This is a genomic window from Pseudomonas putida (genome assembly GCF_002906855.1).
Taxonomy (GTDB): domain Bacteria; phylum Pseudomonadota; class Gammaproteobacteria; order Pseudomonadales; family Pseudomonadaceae; genus Aquipseudomonas; species Aquipseudomonas putida_N.
On sequence record NZ_MINI01000028.1, the window covers coordinates 275,662 to 292,661 of the forward strand.

Annotated in this window: 15 protein-coding genes; 7 read left to right on the top strand and 8 right to left on the bottom strand. The window is 64.5% G+C overall.

The features are described 5' to 3' along the window. Positions 1-6 precede the first annotated feature (6 nt). Both BGP85_RS01550 and BGP85_RS01555 read left to right on the top strand, forming a co-directional pair. Positions 7-843 carry an HvfB family MNIO-type RiPP peptide maturase gene (locus BGP85_RS01550; protein WP_103448012.1) on the top strand — a complete coding sequence of 279 codons (837 nt, stop codon included), beginning with the start codon at positions 7-9 and terminating at the stop codon, positions 841-843. Then, entirely contained in the window at positions 824-1,522 is a 699-nt protein-coding gene (locus tag BGP85_RS01555; protein WP_103448011.1) for an HvfC family RiPP maturation protein, read from the top strand. The genes BGP85_RS01550 and BGP85_RS01555 overlap by 20 nt, the downstream gene beginning before the upstream one ends. A gap of 34 nt (positions 1,523-1,556) precedes the next feature. On the opposite strand, the gene BGP85_RS01560 is transcribed toward BGP85_RS01555, so the two are convergent. The 4 genes from BGP85_RS01560 to BGP85_RS01575 all read right to left on the bottom strand — a co-directional run bounded on the left by BGP85_RS01560 (position 1,557) and on the right by BGP85_RS01575 (position 4,845). Next, complete coding sequence (locus BGP85_RS01560) at positions 1,557-2,045, bottom strand: HvfX family Cu-binding RiPP maturation protein (RefSeq protein ID WP_103448283.1); 489 nt, start codon at positions 2,043-2,045, stop codon at positions 1,557-1,559. A gap of 15 nt (positions 2,046-2,060) precedes the next feature. Then, positions 2,061-2,681 carry a ferric reductase-like transmembrane domain-containing protein gene (locus BGP85_RS01565; protein ID WP_103448010.1) on the bottom strand — a complete coding sequence of 207 codons (621 nt, stop codon included), beginning with the start codon at positions 2,679-2,681 and terminating at the stop codon, positions 2,061-2,063. A gap of 143 nt (positions 2,682-2,824) precedes the next feature. Next, positions 2,825-4,108: a sensor histidine kinase gene (locus tag BGP85_RS01570; protein ID WP_103448009.1), complete on the bottom strand. Its 1,284-nt coding sequence runs from the start codon at positions 4,106-4,108 to the stop codon at positions 2,825-2,827. Continuing rightward, entirely contained in the window at positions 4,105-4,845 is a 741-nt protein-coding gene (locus BGP85_RS01575; RefSeq protein WP_103448008.1) for a response regulator, read from the bottom strand. The genes BGP85_RS01570 and BGP85_RS01575 overlap by 4 nt, the downstream gene beginning before the upstream one ends. A gap of 221 nt (positions 4,846-5,066) precedes the next feature. Here BGP85_RS01575 and BGP85_RS01580 point away from each other — a divergent pair, with 221 nt between their 5' ends. Beyond that, positions 5,067-5,342, top strand: coding sequence for a DUF2790 domain-containing protein (locus tag BGP85_RS01580; RefSeq protein WP_103448007.1), 276 nt, complete (start codon positions 5,067-5,069; stop codon positions 5,340-5,342). Beyond that, on the top strand, positions 5,332-5,871 hold the full coding sequence (locus BGP85_RS01585) for a thioredoxin family protein (protein WP_103448006.1): 540 nt from the start codon (positions 5,332-5,334) through the stop codon (positions 5,869-5,871). The genes BGP85_RS01580 and BGP85_RS01585 overlap by 11 nt, the downstream gene beginning before the upstream one ends. An 88-nt stretch (positions 5,872-5,959) precedes the next feature. Here the strand turns inward: BGP85_RS01585 and BGP85_RS01590 are convergent, their stop codons facing one another. Together BGP85_RS01590 and aroQ are read right to left on the bottom strand one after the other, a co-directional pair. Further along, positions 5,960-6,808, bottom strand: coding sequence for a shikimate dehydrogenase (locus BGP85_RS01590; protein ID WP_103448005.1), 849 nt, complete (start codon positions 6,806-6,808; stop codon positions 5,960-5,962). After that, positions 6,805-7,254 carry a type II 3-dehydroquinate dehydratase gene (gene aroQ, locus BGP85_RS01595; RefSeq protein ID WP_103448282.1) on the bottom strand — a complete coding sequence of 150 codons (450 nt, stop codon included), beginning with the start codon at positions 7,252-7,254 and terminating at the stop codon, positions 6,805-6,807. The genes BGP85_RS01590 and aroQ overlap by 4 nt, the downstream gene beginning before the upstream one ends. A 217-nt stretch (positions 7,255-7,471) precedes the next feature. Between aroQ and BGP85_RS01600 the strand changes: the two genes are divergently transcribed. The 3 genes from BGP85_RS01600 to BGP85_RS01610 are packed head-to-tail and all read left to right on the top strand — an operon-like array spanning position 7,472 to position 13,083. Beyond that, complete coding sequence (locus BGP85_RS01600) at positions 7,472-8,725, top strand: TolC family protein (protein WP_103448004.1); 1,254 nt, start codon at positions 7,472-7,474, stop codon at positions 8,723-8,725. Then, positions 8,718-9,929: an efflux RND transporter periplasmic adaptor subunit gene (locus tag BGP85_RS01605; RefSeq protein ID WP_103448003.1), complete on the top strand. Its 1,212-nt coding sequence runs from the start codon at positions 8,718-8,720 to the stop codon at positions 9,927-9,929. The genes BGP85_RS01600 and BGP85_RS01605 overlap by 8 nt, the downstream gene beginning before the upstream one ends. Positions 9,930-9,945: 16 nt before the next feature. Further along, entirely contained in the window at positions 9,946-13,083 is a 3,138-nt protein-coding gene (locus tag BGP85_RS01610; RefSeq protein WP_103448002.1) for an efflux RND transporter permease subunit, read from the top strand. Positions 13,084-13,116: 33 nt separating this feature from the next. Here the strand turns inward: BGP85_RS01610 and BGP85_RS01615 are convergent, their stop codons facing one another. Both BGP85_RS01615 and BGP85_RS01620 read right to left on the bottom strand, forming a co-directional pair. After that, a complete protein-coding gene (locus tag BGP85_RS01615; protein ID WP_103448001.1) occupies positions 13,117-14,451 on the bottom strand; it encodes an MFS transporter in 1,335 nt (444 codons plus the stop codon). 350 nt (positions 14,452-14,801) lie between these two features. Then, positions 14,802-16,952 (bottom strand): TonB-dependent receptor, encoded by a 2,151-nt coding sequence (locus BGP85_RS01620; RefSeq protein WP_103448000.1) that lies wholly within the window; start codon positions 16,950-16,952, stop codon positions 14,802-14,804. Positions 16,953-17,000 lie beyond the last annotated feature (48 nt).

A 17,000-nucleotide genomic window follows, 5' to 3' on the forward strand; every position in this document is an offset into this window, starting at 1 on the left:
GCAAAGATGAACACCTCGCCCATGCACGCCGGCCTTGGCCTGCGTCGTAGTCTTTTGCCCGACTTGCTCACACTGGACCCAGGCGCAGTAGACTTTCTGGAGTGCGCCCCGGAAAACTGGATCGGTGTCGGTGGTGCTTTCGGCCGCGACCTTGCGCAGTTGGCCGAGCGCTTTCCCCTGGCCTGTCATGGTTTGTCGCTGTCGCTGGGCGGCAGCTTGCCACTGGATCGTGAGTTGCTCGAGCAGATCCGGCAGTTCCTTGAGCGCCATCAGGTACGCCATTACAGCGAGCACCTGAGTTACTGCTGCGATGATGGCCAACTCTATGATCTGCTGCCGTTACCCTTCACTGAAGCGGCCGTGCGGCAGGTCAGTGCGCGTATTCGCCAGGTGCAGGATGTACTGCAGCGGCGCATCGCCATCGAAAACATCAGCTACTACGCCGCGCCTTACCAGGCGATGAGCGAGCTGGAGTTCATCCGGGCGGTGCTCGACGAAGCAGACTGCGAGCTGTTGCTGGACGTCAACAATGTTTACGTCAACGCCTGCAACCATGGGTACGACGCGTTGGCCTTTCTGCAGGGGCTTCCTGTGATGCGGGTTACCGGCATGCATCTGGCTGGGCACCATGACGAGGCACCCGATCTTAAGGTCGACACGCATGGTGCAGCGGTCAAGCCTCAGGTCTGGTCACTGTTCGCCAGCGCTTGCGAGCGTTTCGGCATCCAGCCGACGGTGCTCGAACGCGACTTCAACTACCCGACCATGGATGAACTGCTGGCAGAAGTTGCGCACATTCGCACCGTGCAGCAGGAGGTGGTGCATGCACCATGTATTGCGTGAGCAGCAATTCTGTCTGGCTCGTCACCTGCGAGATCCTGAACGCCATGCGCCACCGGAGGGGCTCGAGGATCGACGCTTGAGGCTGTACAGGGAATTGTTCTACGGAGGCATCGAGGCCCTGTTGGCGGGGAACTTCCCCGTGCTGCGCAAGACGCTGGGCGATCAGCTTTGGCATGCGCGGGTGCATGATTTCTATGCCAGCTACCGCTGCCGCTCGCCGTTGTTTACCAAAGTCGCGGAGGCCTTCGTTGACTATCTGCAGGGTACCGAACCTGATACCCCCTGGCAGCGGGAGTTGGCCCATTACGAGCTGATCGAGTCGCAGCTCTACCTGAGCGATGTCCAGGACCCTGATCACGATCCGCAAGGTGACCTGCTGCAAGGCGAGCCAGTGTTGTCAGGCACGGCCAGCGTTGTAGCCTACCGCTGGCCAGTGGAGCGTATCGGTCCGGCGTTCCAGCCGCTTGAGGCGCCTGCATTGCCCACTCTGCTGCTGGTCTACCGCGATGCTGCATTGCAGGTGCGTTTCGCACGGCTTTCGCCCATGGCCTACTGCTTGCTGATGCAGGTTCAGGGCAATGGGCGGGAGCGGTTGCAAGCGCTGGCTGCGGATCAGCAGGAGGGCTTGGCATTGCTCGAAAACCTGCGTGAGCTGGGTGTCGTCATCGGTACGCGATAACGGCTGAAGGGGCTGCCTGGCAGCCCCCTGATCTTTACCCCAGTACGCGGTTCCTGATCCAGTGGTCCAGGCTCAAGCGCCCCGACCCTTTGAGCAGCAGCGGCAGCAGGGCGACCAGATAAATGAGCGGCAATTTGAAGTTGCCGAAGCCCTGGTCGGTGATGGCATAACCCTGCGCCAGTTCTGCCAGGCTCGACCAGTGGCTTGGCCAATGCACTGCCGCGATCGCCACCACGGTAACCACCATCAGCCCGGCCGATGCGAGCCGTGTGCCCAGGCCAAGCAACAGCAGCAGGGGGAGCAGCAGCTCTGCCCACATCGACAACTGCCAGTTGAGCTCCGCTGGCAGCACATTGAAAGGGAACGGAAAGCTCGACTGCAGATCGCCGAACCAGTTGCTGCCGTTGAATTTCTCCCAGCCGGACTCGAAAAACTCCCAGGCCAGGAACAGCCTTAACGGCAGGTCGGCACTCCAGCTGCCAAAGCGTTCGAAGGTGGTGAAGGTACGGGTCAGTGTGGTCATGGTGATCATCTCGTTTCAGGAAAGGGCAGAAGCCGTTCGGCGTTGCTGTTGGGCCAGCTTGGCGGTGAGCTTGAAGGTGATGGCGCTGAAGATCAGGGCGAAGGCCAGCGGGTACCAGCCGCCCATGGGGATGCGCTTGTAGAACGACAGGCAGAACACCCCGGCCAGCACCCACATGCCGCTACTGTGCAGGGCCTTCCAGGCGCGGCCGCCGAGCAGGCGCATCGGTGCCTTGAACGAGGTCAGGGTGAGCAGCAGCAGGAACAGGTAGCCGATGCTTCCCGGCAGGCTCGAGGTGACCGTACGCCCGGCCCAGAACAGCTCCGGGAATTGCTGGGCGTAACGGTAGATCAGCAGCCCATGCACGGTGTGCGAGAAGGCGAAGGCCAGGCCCAGGTAGCGTCGCTCGCGGAGCACGCGCCGGCTGCCGCTGCCGGGCAGGAACGTGACCAGTGTCGAGGCCAGGAAGGCCAGCAGGAACAATGCGAAAGAACTTCGGGCGGTGGCGCGGATGGCGCTGCGCAGGCCATCCGCACCGGGCGGGTAGTTGAGCAGTACCGCGGCGGTCATGAGCAAGGTCAGGGCAGCAAGGGCGGCGAACAGCTTCCAGCCGGAGGGCAGGGTGAGCGGCTTCATGGGTGAGGTCTCCCGGAGTGTCGTTGTGTGACCGGGAGTGTGTGGGGAATGGGTATCTGCAGTGTGTCGGTGAAAGCAGTTTTATGTATCGGACTGTAGCCCCAAGGGCTGTAGGGTGGCCCGAGGGGCCACCGTCCAGGGCGTTACAGCTCGATCTGGGCGCACAACCCGCCGGTTTTGCGGTTGCTCAAGGTCAGCCTGCCGCCCATGGCCTGGGTCAGTTGCTGGGCGATGGCCAGCCCCAGGCCAGTGCCTCCGGTGCTGCGATTACGCGAGCTTTCTACCCGGTAGAACGGCTTGAGTACTTCGTCCAGTTCGTCGGCGGGGATCCCCGGGCCTTCATCGAGGACGCGAATCAATGTCCTGCCTTGCTCGCGGCTGACTTCAAGTTGAGCTTTGCCTGCAAACTTCAGGGCATTGTCCACCAGGTTCACCAGCACGCGGCGCAACGCGTGCGGGCGGGTTTCCAACAGGCTGCCGGTATTGCCGTGGCGCTCCACCTGGGCACCGCTGTCCTGGTAGTCGAACACCACGCTGTCGAGGAAGGCGTCGAGGTTGATCCGGCATGGCGCCTCGGTGTTGATGTCCATGCTGCGGGCGTAGGCTACACCTTCGCGGACCAGGTGCTCCATGGCGTCAAGGTCATGCCAGAGCTTGTCCTTCTCGACGCCATCGTCCATGACCTCGACCCGCAGCTTCATGCGCGTGATCGGTGTTTGCAGATCGTGGGAGATGGCGGCCAGTAATTGCATGCGTTCTTTCAGGTAGGCAGCGATGCGTGCCTGCAGGGCATTGAACGCCACGGCGGCGTACTTGACCTCGCGCGGGCCGCTTTCATCCAGCTGTACGCCGGGTTTGTCCGGGTCGAGGTCGTCCACGGCCTGGGCCAGGCGGGTGAGAGGCCCGATGGCCAGGCGCACCGCCAGCCAGGTGCAGAACAGCAGCACGGCCAGCTGGATCAGCAATATCAGCGGCAGCCAGCGCGCCACCGGGACGGGGGATGGCGTGACATCGATGGTCAGCGGCGCACCATCGGCCAGGCGCAAGTGGGCCTGGAAGTGAGCGTTGGGACCGGGGATGTCCTGGAAGGTCAGCGGGTACTGGGCGCCGATGGCCTTGACGATCGATTCGGCGGCCATCGGCGGGTCGGCGCTGGGCATCGCTGACCCCGGCTGGCCTTCGTCCAGCCGGTAACGGTAGGTGCGCCGTTCCAGCCGCGGCAGCCAGGCAGCACGTTCGGCGGCAGGCAGGCGTTCAAGGATGGCCACCGAAGTGCTCACGTCCTGTTCAAGGTTGCTGAGCATCATCGAGCGGCTGCTGATGTAGCGCTCGTAGGCCTGCAGGCTGAACGACAGCCCATAGGCCAGTACCAGCCCGGTGAAGAAGATCAGGGCCAGGCGCGAGGCGAGGGTGCGGGGCCATTTCATGAGGGTGACTCAAGCAGTTGTACGGCCAGCGAGAACACATAGCCCTCGCTGCGCACGGTCTTGATGCAGCTCGGCTCGCGGGCATCGTCGCCCAGGCGTTGGCGCAGGCGGCTGACCAGCAGGTCGATGGAGCGGTCGAAAATGTCTGCCTCGCGCCCCTGGGTCAGGTTCAGCAGCTGCTCGCGGCTGAGCACCCGCTGTGGATGGTCGAGGAACACCCGTAACAAACGGTACTCGGCACCACTGAGGGCCACCAGGGTGCCTTCATTGTCGAGCAGGTGACGGGCGGTGGTATCCAGGCGCCACTGGCCGAAGGCGAGCAGGCGGCTGCTTTCGCTGATGGTCAGGTTCGGTGGCAGCATGCGCGTGCGGCGCAGCACGGCATTGATGCGGGCCAGCAGTTCGCGAGCGGAGAACGGCTTGGTCAGGTAGTCGTCGGCGCCCATTTCCAGGCCGATGATACGGTCGGTCTCGTCATTGCGTGCCGTCAGCATCAATACCGGCGTGTTGCGGTGCTTGCCGGCACGCAGTTCGCGGCACAGCAGCAGGCCGTCGTCGCCGGGCATCATGATGTCGAGAACGATCAGGTCGACACTGTTGGCTTCGAGGAAGGCGCGCATCTGCCGCCCGTCGGCGACGATGCTGGTGCGCAGGCCGTTCTTTTTCAGGTAGTTGCCGACCAGTTCGCGGATCTCACGGTCGTCGTCGACGATCAGGATGTGATCGACATGTTCCATTCGCGGCGTTCCTGTTCAAGGGGGAGTGGGCGCAGTGTACCGAGCACATGGGGGCTTGCCTGCGGGGTTTTGTATTGCAGTGTATCTGGCCTGGGTAGAGATACAGCAGGAAGCAGATCACAGCCTGCGGCGACACAAGCGAGATACCTGGCGGACGTGAAATGGCTCTCGACCGGGGAGCACAGATCCCCCCCCTGAAAGTGTTGCCAAGGAGAGATGCCATGAACTTCAAGACTATCGCCAGCGCCAGCCTGTTCGCCGTGCTCAGCCTCGGTGCCGTTGCCGCCAATGCCAGCTCCACCTCGATGAACGACGCCAGCGTGATGCAGTATCGCTATGGTGATCTTCTGGATGTTAAGAAAGTACTGTCGGTGAAAGATGACCAGAGCAATGCCTGCGGCCCGGTCAAGACGCGCATGGACTACCTCGACTCCAAAGGCCAGCGTGAGAGCGTCGAATACCGCACCTATGCCACGAGCGGTTGCCATGACAACTGATCGCCGACCGCTGTTGAAAGTGGGGGGCGTGGCCTTGGCGCTGGTCGGCCTGGGCCTCGCGGGTGGTCAACTGATGGCTCACGATAACTACGGCGCCATGCCGTCACTGGCTGGCGCCAGCCAATGGCTCAACTCACCGCCACTGGACGCCCCGGCGCTCAAGGGCAAGGTGGTGCTGGTGGACTTCTGGACCTGGGACTGCATCAACTGCCAGCGCAGCCTGCCGCACGTCAACGACTGGGCGCGGCGCTATGCCGACCAGGGCTTGGTGGTGGTGGGGGTGCATACGCCGGAGTACGACTATGAGCATGACGTGGGGCTGCTGAAAAGTAAGGTGGCCAGCCTGGGTATCGCTTATCCGGTGGCGGTGGATAACGACTATCAGGTGTGGAATGCCTGGGGTAACCAGTTCTGGCCGGCGCATTACTTTGTCGATCGGCAAGGGCAGGTGCGGCATGTGCACTTTGGTGAGGGCGACTATGCCGGGCAGGAGAAAGTCATACAGGCGCTGCTGGATGAGAAAGGGTAAGCCTGTGCTGGCCTCTTCGCGGGACAAGCCCGCTCCTACAGGCCCTTGTAGGAGCGGGCTTGTCCCGCGAAGAAGGCGGTGCGATGTGTCAGGAGAAGCTGGCGAAATGCGCCTGCATCCGCTCAGCATCCGCCTGTTTGCCACTGAACAGCTCGAATGCCTTCACCGCCTGGAACACCGCCATGTTGCTGCCATCCAGCGTGCGGCAACCCAGCGCCCGTGCTGCTTTCAACAGTTCGGTCTGCAGCGGGAAATAGATGATTTCAGCCACCCACAAGCGCGGGTGCAACAGCGCCACGGGCAGAGGCGTGCCGGGCAACTTGGCCATGCCCACCGGCGTGGTGTTGACCAGGCCATCGGCTTCGGCCACCTCTACCGCAAGGTCCGTTCCCAGCACCGCACGACCTGGGCCGAAATGGCCGTTGAGGTTGTCCACCAGCGCCTGGGCGCGCGCCGAATCCACTTCGAACAGCACCAGTTGCTCGACGCCTTCGCCCAGCAGCGCATGGGCCACCGCCGAGCCGGCACCGCCAGCACCCATCTGCACCACACGCCGCCGCGACACATCCGGCAGGCCACGGCGCAGGCCTTCGGCAAAGCCCAGGCAGTCGGTATTGTGGCCGACCCGCCTGCCATCCTTGAGCACCACGGTGTTCACCGCGCCAATGCCGCGCGCCTCCTCTGACAGCTCATCGAGCAGTGGCAGGATTGCCTGCTTGAACGGGTAGGTGATGTTGAGCCCGGTAAAACCGGTGTGCTGGGCGGCATCGAGCAGCTGCGCCAGGGCGCTGTCCTCAAGCTTGAGCTGGTCGGCATCAATCAGGCGATAGAGGTAACGCAGGTGCTGGGCGTCGCCTTCGTGTTCGTGCAGGGCAGGGGTGCGCGACAGCTGAATGCCACGCCCGATCAGGCCGGCAAGGATGGCGGGCTGGCTCATGCGCGCGGCTCCTTGAACATCTCGGCAAAGTGGCTCAGGGCCATGCGGTAGCCGTGGCTGCCCAGGCCGCAGATCACGCCCACGGCAATCGACGAGACGAACGACAGGTGGCGGAACGGTTCGCGTTTGTGGACGTTGGACAGGTGTACTTCGATGACTGGGAGCTCACTGGCCACCAGGGCGTCACGGATGGCTATGGAGGTGTGGGTCCAGGCGCCGGGGTTGATCACGATACCGGCGCAGCGACCGCGTGCGGCGTGGATCCAGTCGATCAGCTCACCTTCGTGGTTGGTCTGGCGGAATTCGATTTCCAGGCCGTGGGCATGGGCAGTGTCGGCGCAACCCTGGGCCAGGTCGGCGAGGGTTTCATGGCCATACTGGGTAGGCTCACGGGTCCCCAGCATGTTCAGGTTGGGGCCGTTGAGCACGAGAATAAGGGGCTTCATGGCGAGCATCGCTTTGTTGTTGTTGGATGCCTCTATGTTTGTACCGGGTGGTTAATTTCGTCAATTGGATCAGGGGTCGCAGCTGGGCAAAGTGGGCGATTATCGAACTTGCTCGGTCAGCTCGCCGGATTACGCAATTGTAATGTTCGCGCCACCGCCTCGATAACCAGCCCTCCTTACAGTCCCTCGCCAATGCTTGCCGACGAGGACTTCCGAAGTGCCCACCCCCCGCAAGATCGCCTTGCTCAGCCTGTTGCTGGCTGCCACCGCAAGCGCCCAGGCCGGGCCTGGCATAAGCCTGCCCGAGGCGCTGAGCGCCGCCTTCGCCAACAACCCCGAACTGGCCGCTGCCGGTCGCGAAATCGGTATCGCCGAGGGCGAGCGGCGTCAGGCCGGGTTGATCCCCAACCCTGAACTGGCCTGGGAAATGGAGGACACCCGCCGCGATACCAGCACCAGTACCGTCACCCTCAGCCAGCCACTGGAGTTGGGCGGCAAGCGCGGTGCACGCATCGCGGTGGCCGGTGCCGGCCAGGCCATTGCCCAACTGGACCTCGAACGCCAGCGCAACGGCCTGCGTGCCGATGTGGTCCAGGCGTACCACGCCGCCCTGCGCGCGCAGACTGGCGTGGAACTGGCGCAGCAGTCGCAGGCGCTGACCGAGCGTGGTTTACGGGTGGTCCAGGGCCGGGTCACGGCCGGCCAGTCGTCACCGGTGGAAGCCACCCGTGCTCAGGTGCAACTGGCCCAGGCCCAGGCCGAGGTACGTCGCGCCGAAACCCAGCGCACGGTGGCCTACCAGGCCTTGGCGCGGTTGACCGGCAGCCCGCTGGCGACCTTCGACACGCTGTCGGCGGCCAGCCTGTCACCTGGAGCTGCTCCTTCAGCCGATGCCTTGCTCGGCCAGGTCGAGCGTACCGCCGAATGGCGCCTGGCTGCCGCTCAGGTCGAGCGCGGCGAAGCATCGCTTGGCTCGGAAAAGGCCCTGCGCATTCCCAACCTCACCGTCAGCGTTGGTAGCCAGTACAGCCGCGAGGACCGCGAGCGGGTCAACGTGGTCGGGCTGTCGATGCCCTTGCCGTTGTTCGACCGTAACCAGGGCAATGTGCTGGCCGCCGCACGCCGCGCCGACCAGGCCCGCGACCTGCGCAACGCGGTCGAACTGCGCCTGCGCAGCGAAACCCGCAGCGCCGTCGATCAGTGGCGCACGGCGATGCAGGAGGTGCAGGCCTACGACCGCACCATCCTGCCGTCGGCGCAGCAGGCTGTGGACACCGCCACCCGTGGCTTCGAGATGGGCAAGTTCGCCTTCCTCGACGTGCTCGATGCCCAGCGCACCTTGATCGACGCGCGCGGGCTTTACCTGGAGGCCTTGGCCGCGGCAACCGATGCACGGGCACAGGTCGAGCGGATCTACGGCGACCTGGATGGTTTGAGCAACATTTCGAGCAGCAGGAGCAACAATGACTAACCCCCGCAAACTCGCCCTCCTGGCCACTGCCATTGCTGCTCTCGGCATGGGCGGCCTGGCCTGGACCGGCAACCTTGGCCAGGCCAGTAAAGGCCAAGCCAGTACAGCAGAGCCCCGCCATGACGATCATGGCGAAGACAGCCACGGCCACACTGATGAGGTTGACGATGAGCACCAGGAAAAGGAAGGCGCACTGCACCTGTCGATCGCCCAGATCGAGTCGGCCGGTATCCAGCTAGCCGCCGCCGCCCCCCGCGAGCTGGGCACCGCCATCAGCTTCCCCGGCGAGATCCGTTTCGATGAAGACCGCACGGCCCATGTGGTGCCACGGGTGCCTGGAGTGGTCGAGGCGGTGCAGGCCGAGCTTGGCCAGTCGGTCAATCGCGGGCAGGTGCTGGCGGTGATCGCCAGCCAGCAGATTTCCGACCTGCGCAGCGAACAGCAGGCTGCCCAGCGCCGCCTCGAACTGGCCCGCCTGACCTTCCAGCGCGAGCAGCAACTGTGGCAGGAGCGCATCAGCGCCGAGCAGGACTACCTGCAGGCGCGCCAGGCCTTGCAAGAAGCCGAGATCGCGCTGGCCAATGCCCGGGAGAAGGTGGCTGCGGTCGGCCCGGCAGGTGCCGGTAACCGCTACGAATTGCGCGCCCCCTTCGATGCCGTGGTGGTGGAAAAGCACCTGACCGTGGGCGAAGTGGTCGACGTGACCAGCAATGCCTTCACCTTGTCCGACTTGAGCCGGGTCTGGGCCACTTTCGCCGTCGCTCCCCGCGACCTGGCCCGGGTTACCAGCGGGCGCAGCGTGACCGTCAGCGCACCGGACCTCGGCGCCGAAGTCGAGGGCGAGGTCAACTACGTCGGTAGCCTGCTCGGCGAGCAGAACCGCGCCGCCACCGTGCGCGCCACCCTGGCCAACCCCAACGGTGCCTGGCGCCCTGGGTTGTTCGTCAACATCGCGGTCAATGTCGAGCGCTTCAAGGCTGCCGTTGTCGTGCCTGAGAGCGCGTTGCAGAGCTGGGAGGAGCAGACCGTGGTGTTCGCCCGCACCGATGAAGGCTTCGAGGCCCGCCCGGTGAAGACTGGCCGCCGCGACGCTGGCCAGGTGGAGATCACCGCAGGCCTGGCAGCCGGTACCCAGGTGGCTGCCGCCGGCAGCTTCGTCCTCAAGTCCGAGCTCGGCAAGGCTTCTGCCGAGCACAGCCATTGATCGCGGGGACGCTTGCATGTTCGAACGCCTGATCCAATTCGCCATCGAGCAGCGCCTGGTGGTGATGCTCGCCGTGGTGCTGATGGCTGCCGTGGGCATCCACAGCTACCAGAAACTGCCGATCGATGCGGTGCCAGATATCACCAACGTCCAGGTGCAGATCAACACCGCTGCGCCGGGCTATACGCCGCTGGAGGCCGAGCAGCGCATCACCTTCGCCATCGAGACCGCCATGGCTGGCCTGCCAGGCCTGAAGCAGACCCGCTCGCTGTCGCGCTCGGGGCTTTCGCAGGTGACGGTGATCTTCGACGATGGCACTGATATCTTCTTTGCCCGGCAACTGGTCAACGAGCGCCTGCAGGTAGCCCGCGAGCAATTGCCCGAGGGCATCGAGGCCAGCATGGGCCCGATCTCCACGGGGTTGGGGGAAATCTTCCTGTGGACCGTGGAGGCTGAGCAGGGCGCACTCAAGGACGACGGCACCCCCTACACGCCGACCGACCTGCGGGTGATCCAGGACTGGATCATCAAGCCGCAGTTGCGCAATGTGCCCGGCGTCGCCGAGGTCAACAGCATCGGCGGCCACGCCAAGCAGTACCTGATCGCCCCCGAGCCCAAGCGGCTGGCGGCCTACAAGCTCACCCTCAACGACCTGATCGCGGCGTTGGAGCGCAACAATGCCAACGTCGGCGCCGGCTACATCGAGCGCAACGGCGAACAGTTGCTGATCCGTGCGCCGGGGCAGGTCGCCTCGGCCGAGGATATCGCCAACATCGTCATCTCCAGCGTCGACGGCACGCCGATCCGCGTCAGCCATGTCGCGCAGGTTGGCTTGGGCGAAGAGCTGCGCTCCGGCGCGGCCACCGAGAATGGCCGCGAAGTGGTGCTTGGTACGGTGTTCATGTTGATCGGCGAGAACAGCCGCACGGTGTCCCAGGCGGTGGCGGCCAAGCTCGCAGAGATCAACCGCAACTTGCCCGAGGGCGTGGTGGCGGTCACGGTCTATGACCGCACTCACCTGGTGGAAAAAGCCATTGCCACGGTGAAGAAGAACCTGGTCGAAGGCGCGATCCTGGTGATTGCCGTGCTGTTCCTGTTCCTCGGCAACATCCGCGCCGCACTGATCACGGCCATGGTCATCCCGCTGTCGATGCTGTTCACCTTTACTGGCATGTTCAGCAACAAGGTCAGTGCCAACCTGATGAGCCTCGGTGCCCTGGACTTCGGCATCATCGTCGATGGCGCGGTGGTAATCGTCGAAAACGCCATCCGCCGCCTGGCCCATGCCCAGCAGCGCCATGGCCGCATGCTGACCCGTGCCGAGCGCTTCCACGAGGTGTTCGCCGCTGCCCGCGAGGCGCGTCGGCCGCTGATTTATGGGCAGTTGATCATCATGGTGGTGTACCTGCCGATCTTTGCCCTGACCGGGGTCGAGGGCAAGATGTTTCACCCGATGGCGTTCACCGTGGTGATGGCACTGCTGGGTGCCATGATCCTTTCGGTGACCTTCGTGCCGGCGGCCATCGCGCTGTTCGTCACCGGCAAGGTCAAGGAAGAAGAGGGCGTGGTCATGCGCACTGCTCGCCGGCGTTATGCGCCGGTGCTCGACTGGGTGCTGGGCCGGCGCAAGCTGGCGTTCGCCGCCGCCACGGGGCTGGTGCTGCTGTCCGGGCTGGTGGCCAGCCGCATGGGCAGCGAGTTCATCCCCAGCCTCAGCGAGGGCGACTTCGCCTTGCAGGCGCTGCGGGTGCCAGGCACCAGCCTGTCGCAGTCGGTGGACATGCAGCAGCGCCTGGAACAGGCGATCATCGCCCAGGTGCCGGAAGTGGAGCGGGTGTTTGCTCGCACCGGCACCGCCGAGATCGCCTCCGACCCCATGCCGCCGAACATCTCCGATGCCTACGTGATGCTGCGCCCGCGCGAACAGTGGGGCGACCCCGGCAAACCCCGTGAGGAACTGATTGCCGAGGTCCAGCGTGCTGCTGCCAGCGTGCCGGGCAGCAACCACGAGCTGTCGCAGCCGATCCAGTTGCGTTTCAACGAGCTGATTTCCGGCGTGCGCAGCGATGTGGCGGTGAAGGTGTTCGGTGATGACATGGACGTGCTCAACCGCACCGCCGCGCAAATCGCCAGCAGCTTGCAACAGGTGCCCGGCGCCTCGGAAGTGAAGGTCGAACAGACCACCGGCCTGCCGGTGCTGACCATTAACATCGACCGCGACAAGGCTGCACGCCATGGCCTGAATGTGGGTGACGTGCAGGACGCCATCGCCATTGCCGTTGGCGGGCGCACGGCGGGCACGTTGTATGAGGGCGATCGTCGCTTCGACATGGTGGTGCGCCTCCCCGAAACCCTGCGTACCGATGTCGATGGCCTGGGCAGCCTGCTGATTCCGGTACCCGCCAGTGCTGCAGTCGGCGCGGCACAGATCGGCTTCATCCCGCTGTCGCAGGTGGCCACGTTGAACCTGCAACTGGGGCCGAACCAGGTCAGCCGCGAGGATGGCAAGCGCGTGGTGGTGGTCAGCGCCAACGTGCGTGGGCGTGATCTGGGGTCGTTCGTCGAGCAGGCCGAGCAGACATTGCGCGAGCAGGTGCAGATCCCGGCGGGTTACTGGACCCGCTGGGGCGGCCAGTTCGAGCAGCTGCAGTCGGCGGCCGAGCGCCTGCGGGTGGTGGTGCCAGTGTCGCTGTTGCTGGTGATGGCGTTGCTGCTGATGATGTTCAACAACCTCAAGGACGGCCTGCTGGTGTTCACCGGGATTCCGTTTGCCTTGACCGGCGGGGTGCTGGCGCTGTGGCTGCGGGATATCCCGCTGTCGATTTCCGCAGGGGTGGGCTTCATTGCATTGTCGGGTGTGGCGGTGCTCAATGGCCTGGTGATGATTGCCTTCATCCGCAGCCTGCGAGAGCAAGGGCGCGGTCTGCGTGCGGCAGTCGAAGAGGGGGCGTTGACGCGCTTGCGGCCGGTGTTGATGACCGCTTTGGTGGCGTCGCTAGGGTTCGTTCCAATGGCGCTGGCCACCGGAACCGGGGCAGAAGTTCAGCGGCCGCTGGCGACGGTAGTGATTGGCGGGATTCTGTCGTCGACGGCGCTGACCTTGCTGGTGTTGCCGGCCTTGTATCAATGGGCATACCGGCGCGAAGAGGATTGAGATCGCCGGGGCCGCATAGCGGCCCCGAGTGCCTCAAGTCGAAGTGCGGACCTGAGGGCTCACATCATTTCCGGCTTCATCATGCAACGATATCCGCGATGTCTCCGGCAGCGCCAAGCCGCCCACCAAGGCCACCAGCGCAATCACCACCAGATAGAACGCCGGCGCCAGGCTGCTGCCGGTCTGCCCTATCAACCAGGTCGCCACCAGCGGCGCAGTACCGCCAAACAAGGTGTAGGCCACGTTGTAGGTAATCGCCGAAGCGGTATAGCGGGTACGGGTCGGGAAACTCTCCGACAGCAACGCCGCCGTCACCACGCCGCTGCACAGCGCGCCCACCGCCAGCAGGATCACCCCCAGCAGCGCCCCCGACATCGACCCGGAGCTGGCCAGCCAGTAAGCGGGGAACACGCAAACCATCACCCACAGGCAGGTAAAACCAATGGTCTTGCGCCGCCCGACCCGGTCCGAAAAGGCCCCGGCCAGCGGGCAGCCAACGGCCGCGAACAGCAACGCCACGGTGGTCACCAGCAGCGACTGGGCACGGGTCAGGTTGCCGACCAGTTGCAGGTAAGTGGCGAAGTAAGTGGTGAACATGTAGAACGACAATGCCGTCAGCGAGATGAACATGCCCAGGTTGCGGATCGCCCGGCCGTGGTTGCGCAGGGTTTCCTTGAGCGGCGAGTGTTCATGTTCCTTGCCCTGGGCGACCGCTTCGCGAAACGCTGGGGTTTCCTCCATGCGCCAGCGCAGGTACAAACCCACCAGCCCCAGCGGCGCGGCCACCAGGAACGGGATGCGCCAGCCCCAGGCGGCCATGGCCTCGGCCGACAGGCTGGCCTCCAGGCCATAAGCGATCACCGCCGCACAGGCAAAGGCGGAGAAGGTCGACACCGGCACGAAGCTGCCATAGAACGCACGCTTGTTCCGGGGCGCATGCTCCATCAGGTAGGCGCAGGCGCCGGCGTATTCACCACCGGCGGAGAAGCCCTGCAGGCAGCGCGCCAAGGTCAGCAGCGCCGGTGCCGCAAGGCCGATGCTGGCATAGGTCGGCAGCAGGCCGATCAAGGTGGTGGAGCCGGCCATCAGCAGGATGGTCAGCGACAGGATGCGCTTGCGCCCCAGGCGATCGCCAAGCGCGCCGAACACGATGCCGCCGAGCGGGCGCAAGGCGAAGGCCACGGCGAACACGGCGAAGGTCTTGAGCAGGGCGACGCTGGCATCTTCGCTGGCGAAGAACTGGCTGGCGATCAGCGTGGCGAGGAAGCCATAGACGGCGAAGTCGAACCATTCCACGAAGTTGCCAATGGCCGAGGCGGCGATGACCCTGCGCAGGGTGGCGGGGGATACCTCATGCGATGCAGACATACGGAAGCTCTCCGGTTTCCATAGGCAGCCTGAATGAATGTGGCGCACTCAGGGCGCGCCATCGTTGTTATCAGGGCCAGTAGACCGAGGAGCGTGGTGGGGCGCTTCGTTCAGGGCGACATCGGGATATCTGTTTCGACCGCAGGCGATTATTGCCGGCCGACCCGCCACGCCGTGCATGTCTGCCGAAAACAAAGGAACCACCTTGACTTGCCTGAGCCGGTGCTTCATGTGCCGGCGTGGATGAGGTTGCACATTATCAGAGATGGTGAGCTAGGAATTGAGAGGCAAGAGCTGTAGAAAATTTCTTAAAGTCTATGCCGGCTCGATAGCCGGCATAGACTTGAGCGTCAGAAGCGCAGATCCAGCGCTACTTCGAATGTGCGCGGTGCCCCCATGTAGTACTGCAGCCCATAGGCCTGCTTGGCATACACCTCGTCGGTCAGGTTGCGGACGCGGCCGGTGATGGTGGTGTGTTCATCCAGCCGGTAGCGGGCAAAGGTGCCGAACAAGGTATAGGCAGGCGCCTTGAGGGTGTTGGCGTTGTCGGCGTACACCGGGCCGACATAGCGTGCATCCACCCCCGCCGACCAGGCCGAGGTGAAGCTGTAGGTCAGCCACAGGTTGGCGACATTGGCCGGCACGTTGACCGGGGCATTGCCCTTGCGCGATACCGACACGCCGTTGACTGCTTCATTGAACTCGTCGTATTGCGCATCGACATAGGCGTAGTTGCCCTCGGCCAGCAGCTTTGGCGTGACCTGCAGCCGCCCGGACAGCTCGACCCCGCGCGAGGTCTGCTGCCCGGCCTGGACAGTCAGGTTGGGGTTGCTCGAATCGCGCACGGCAAAGTCCTTGCGCACGATCTGGTACAAGGCCACGGTCGCCGCGCCGCGCCCTTCAAGGAAGTCGAACTTGCTGCCCACTTCCCATTGCTCGCCCTTGGACAGGTCGAAGGTGCCGACGTTGGCATAGGTGGCCGCCGCCAGCGAACCGGCTGGCAGATCGGCGGCGGTGCTGTACTGGGCGTAGATGCTGGCCGACGGCGTCAATTCGTAGGTCAGCCCGACGCGCCCGGACAGCGGTTCCCAGCGCCGCTCGAAGAACGCCGGCGAGGTCGGTGTCACCGCGCCGTAGTTGGTTACCTCCATGTCCAGGTAGTCGTAGCGCAGGGCCGTGAGCAAGGCCAGGCGCTCGGTCAGTTGCAGGCGGTTTTCGGCGAACACGGCGCGGTTGCTGGTGACATGCCGGCGCTGCTTGGTCAGCCCGGCGTTTACCCCGGGGATGTCGTTGAAACTGCCCGGGTCGAAGTGGTCCGGGTCGACCACATCGGTCCAGCTCCCGGACGTCGGGTATACGCTCTGGCGCATGTGCGAGTAGTCCAGGCCCAGCGACCACTGGCTGGCCAGGCCGAACAGCTGGTTGTCGTGGCGCAGTTCGATGCGGTCGCCCAGCACGTTCTGTTCATGGCGCTGCAGGTAAGGGCTGCCACGCTGCACATTGCCGTCGCCGGTGTAGCTGTAGCGCTCGACGTTGCGGTAGTCGCGCTGGGCGCGGTAGTGGTACAGGGTGTTGTGCACGCTGGTGCTGTCGTTGACCTGGTAATCGAGCATCGAGCGCAGCCAGCGCACCCGTTGTTCGTAGCGGCCGTCGGCGACGTTGTAGTTGTCGAAGCGGCGGCTGTTGTCGATCTTCATGGTGCTGCGCCCTGGCAGGATCGGCGCGCCCCAGTAGGGGCTGTCTTCGCGGTCCTCCTGGTATTCCAGCGCCAGGGTGTGGGTCAGGTCGGGCGTCAGGTCGCTGAGCAGGGAAAACGCCAGGCTGTCGGTGTTGCGCTGGTTTCGGTCGATGTAGCCATTGCTGCCGGTATGGCTGAAGTCCAGGCGCATGAAATGGCGGGCATCGGCCGGGTGGCTGGCCAGTGCCTGGTTGATCCCGAAGGCCACTTCCGAGTCGTCGTAGCTGCCATAGCGCACGCGGCCATCGATGATCTGCTGGTCGCGGCTGGCGGTCTTGGTGATGTAGTTGATCGAGCCACCCACGGCGCCTGCGCCATGCAGGAAGGACGACGGCCCGCCAAGCAACTCGACGCGGTCCAGCACCCAGGCGTCCACCGGCCGGGTAGCGCTGCTGTAGCCGAGGTTGATGCCGTTGTAGAGCTGGGTCACCTGGTTCTGGGTGAAGCCGCGGTAGCTGACGAAACCGCCGTAGCCGGGGTTGGCCGATGCGTTCACGCCGGTCATGGCGTTGATCACATCCTGGCTGTCCTTGGCGCCGCGTTCTTCGATGATGCGCCGGTCCGATACGCTGACCGACGCGGGGGTCTCCCGTGCGGTGAGGCCAAGGCGCGAGCCGGTGCTGATCGGCACGTCCAGTTGCACGCCGGAAGGTGCATCGCGCTCGCCATCGATGGTGGTGGCGGTGAGTTCGACGGCGGCATCGTCCGCCCAGGCAAAGGTGCAGGTGCCCATGAGGAGCACCAGGGAGGTATTGCGGAGCATGTTGTTCTGTCTTCCACGCAAAGGTCATGGCTGACGGCGAGCGCGCAG

Coding starts and splice junctions, on each gene's coding strand:
- BGP85_RS01565 (WP_103448010.1), bottom strand. CDS start 2,681: ATGAAGCCGCTCACCCTGCCCTCCGGCTGGAAGCTGTTCGCCGCCCTT.
- BGP85_RS01615 (WP_103448001.1), bottom strand. CDS start 14,451: ATGTCTGCATCGCATGAGGTATCCCCCGCCACCCTGCGCAGGGTCATC.
- BGP85_RS01620 (WP_103448000.1), bottom strand. CDS start 16,952: ATGCTCCGCAATACCTCCCTGGTGCTCCTCATGGGCACCTGCACCTTT.
- BGP85_RS01575 (WP_103448008.1), bottom strand. CDS start 4,845: ATGGAACATGTCGATCACATCCTGATCGTCGACGACGACCGTGAGATC.
- BGP85_RS01590 (WP_103448005.1), bottom strand. CDS start 6,808: ATGAGCCAGCCCGCCATCCTTGCCGGCCTGATCGGGCGTGGCATTCAG.
- BGP85_RS01580 (WP_103448007.1), top strand. CDS start 5,067: ATGAACTTCAAGACTATCGCCAGCGCCAGCCTGTTCGCCGTGCTCAGC.
- aroQ (WP_103448282.1), bottom strand. CDS start 7,254: ATGAAGCCCCTTATTCTCGTGCTCAACGGCCCCAACCTGAACATGCTG.
- BGP85_RS01550 (WP_103448012.1), top strand. CDS start 7: ATGAACACCTCGCCCATGCACGCCGGCCTTGGCCTGCGTCGTAGTCTT.
- BGP85_RS01555 (WP_103448011.1), top strand. CDS start 824: ATGCACCATGTATTGCGTGAGCAGCAATTCTGTCTGGCTCGTCACCTG.
- BGP85_RS01560 (WP_103448283.1), bottom strand. CDS start 2,045: ATGACCACACTGACCCGTACCTTCACCACCTTCGAACGCTTTGGCAGC.
- BGP85_RS01585 (WP_103448006.1), top strand. CDS start 5,332: ATGACAACTGATCGCCGACCGCTGTTGAAAGTGGGGGGCGTGGCCTTG.
- BGP85_RS01605 (WP_103448003.1), top strand. CDS start 8,718: ATGACTAACCCCCGCAAACTCGCCCTCCTGGCCACTGCCATTGCTGCT.
- BGP85_RS01570 (WP_103448009.1), bottom strand. CDS start 4,108: ATGAAATGGCCCCGCACCCTCGCCTCGCGCCTGGCCCTGATCTTCTTC.
- BGP85_RS01610 (WP_103448002.1), top strand. CDS start 9,946: ATGTTCGAACGCCTGATCCAATTCGCCATCGAGCAGCGCCTGGTGGTG.